The organism is Methylobacterium sp. WL120, from assembly GCF_008039465.1.
GTDB classification, from domain to species: Bacteria; Pseudomonadota; Alphaproteobacteria; order Rhizobiales; family Beijerinckiaceae; genus Methylobacterium; species Methylobacterium cerastii.
The window spans coordinates 1-2174 of record NZ_VRUT01000306.1; the positions used below are offsets into that span (position 1 = coordinate 1).

Genomic DNA, 2174 nt, shown 5'->3' on the forward strand with positions numbered 1-2174 from the left:
CTGACGATGGTGGAGGCTGACGGTCCCTGGTTCGGATCGTTTTGTGTCTATGCTTGAGGATATGGTCGAGTTGCCGCGGTCGGTCCGCCGGCTTGAGGTTGTCACGGGCGTGGGCAGTCGTCGGCGCTGGTCCGAGGCCGAGCGTGACCGCATCCTGGCTGAGGCGACCGCCCCCGGTGCGGTGGTCTCGGTGGTCGCGCGCCGGCATGGGATGAGCCCGCAGCACCTGTTCACGTGGCTTCGCGCGGCCCGGCGTTCGGCAGCCTCGCTTCCTGTCGCCCTGCCACTGACGTTCGTGCCGGCGCTGGTCGAGGGTGATGTCCCGGATCCGGCGGCACGACGGTCGCGGCCTCGAGCCTTGCATCGAGACGCTCCTGCTGCCGAGATCGAGCTGGACTTGGCTGGCGTGACCGTTCGGATCGGTGCGGGCGCGCGGGAAGCGACGATCACGGCGGTGATCCGGGCGCTGAAGGCCACGGCATGATCGGGCCGTCCGGTGCGGTGCGCGTGATGATGGCGACGCGGCCGGTGGACTTTCGCAAGGGCATGGACGGGTTGGCCGCGCTGGTGCGGGATGCGATGGGCGCGGATCCGTTCTCTGGCACGGTCTACGTGTCCCGCTCGAAGCGAGCGGACAGGGCCAAGCTTCTGTTCTGGGACGGGAGCGGGGTGGTCCTGGCGAGCAAGCGCCTGGAGGCAGGAGGGTTCTGCTGGCCGAAGATCGAGGATGGCGTCGTACGCCTCACGGCAGCGCAGCTCGCGGCCTTGCTCGAAGGGCTCGACTGGAAGCGTGTTCACGCGGCTCGCACGGTCATCGCCCCAGCGCTGGCAGGGTGAGCAAAAAGGTCGAGCGCGCGGGCCCCATTACGATGGTAAGCTTCTGACGGATATGCTTTAATTTACTCCGTGGCCAAGCCTGCTTCACCTCTGTCCGACGATCCCGAGACGCTCAAGGCGCAGCTCGTCGAGGCGCAGGCCGAGAACGAGCGGCTGCGCCAGATCATCCTGGCGATGCAGCGCCACCGCTTCGGACGCCGGGCCGAGAGCCTGCCCGAAGACCAGCTCCTACTCGGGCTGGAAGAGGCCGAGCAGGTCGAGGCCGCGAGTTTTGCCGCCGAGGAGGTGGAGCCGGCCAAGAAGGCGGCCCGGGGCGGCAAGCGCCGCACCAACCGCGGGGCGCTCCCGGCGCACCTGCCGCGGGTCGAGACCCTCGTCGACATCGACGGCACCGCCTGCCCGTGCTGCTCGGGGACCCTGCACCGGATCGGCGAGGACGTGTCCGAGCGCCTCGACGTGGTGCCGGCGCAGTTCCGGGTTTTGGTGATCCGCCGCCCGCGCTACGCCTGCAGAGCCTGCGAGGACGCGTTCGTGCAGGCCCCGGCCCCGGCGCGGCTGATCGAGGGGGGCCTGCCCACCGACGCGCTGGTCGCTCAGGTGCTCGTCTCCAAATACGCCGACCACCTGCCGCTCTACCGCCAGGCGCAGATCTTCGCCCGCCAGGGCGTCGTCCTCGACCGTTCGACGCTCGCCGACTGGGTCGGGCGCGCCGCCTTCCTGCTTCGGCCGGTGCACGAGCGGTTGCTGGAGACGCTGAAGCGCTCGGGCAAGCTGTTTGCCGACGAGACCACGGCGCCCGTGCTCGATCCCGGGCGCGGGCGCACCAAGACCGGTCAGCTTTGGGCCTACGCCCGCGACGATCGGCCCTGGGGCGGATTTGATCCACCCGGTGTCGCCTACGTCTACGCCCCCGACCGCACTGCGAGCCGACCGATCGCGCATCTGGCCGCGTTCGAAGGTGTGCTGCAGGTCGATGGCTATGCGGCCTACGAGGTGCTGGCCAAGGGCGGCGCGATCCGGCTGGCCTATTGCTGGAGCCATGTCCGTCGCCAGTTCTACGAACTCGCTGCCGCCTCGCCGGTCGCCACGGAGGCGCTGGCACGCATCGCCGCGCTCTATCGGATCGAAGCCGAGATCCGCGCTCGCCCGGCCGACGAGCGGCGTGCCGCGCGCCAGGAGCGCAGCCGGCCGGTGATCGAGGCGCTGGAGCCGTGGCTGCGCGAGAAGCTCGGCCTGGTCAGCCGCAAGAGCAAGCTCGCCGATGCGATCCGCTACGCCCTCTCGCGCTGGGCCGGCTTGAGCCTGTTCCTCGACGACGGCCGGGTCGAGATCGATTC

General features: G+C 70.0%; 3 protein-coding genes. All 3 read left to right on the forward strand.

The genetic code is table 11. From position 1 onward, the window contains the following. The first annotated feature begins 49 nt into the window (after nucleotides 1-49). Entirely contained in the window at nucleotides 50-484 is a 435-nt protein-coding gene (locus tag FV229_RS26565; protein ID WP_147754776.1) for a transposase, read from the forward strand. Further along, entirely contained in the window at nucleotides 481-837 is a 357-nt protein-coding gene (gene tnpB / locus FV229_RS26570; protein WP_147754777.1) for an IS66 family insertion sequence element accessory protein TnpB, read from the forward strand. Before FV229_RS26565 ends, tnpB begins: the two co-directional genes overlap by 4 nt. 69 nt (nucleotides 838-906) lie before the next feature. After that, nucleotides 907-2174, forward strand: a 1268-nt coding sequence (locus FV229_RS26575) for an IS66 family transposase (protein WP_147754778.1), incomplete at its 3' end; no start/stop codon positions are given.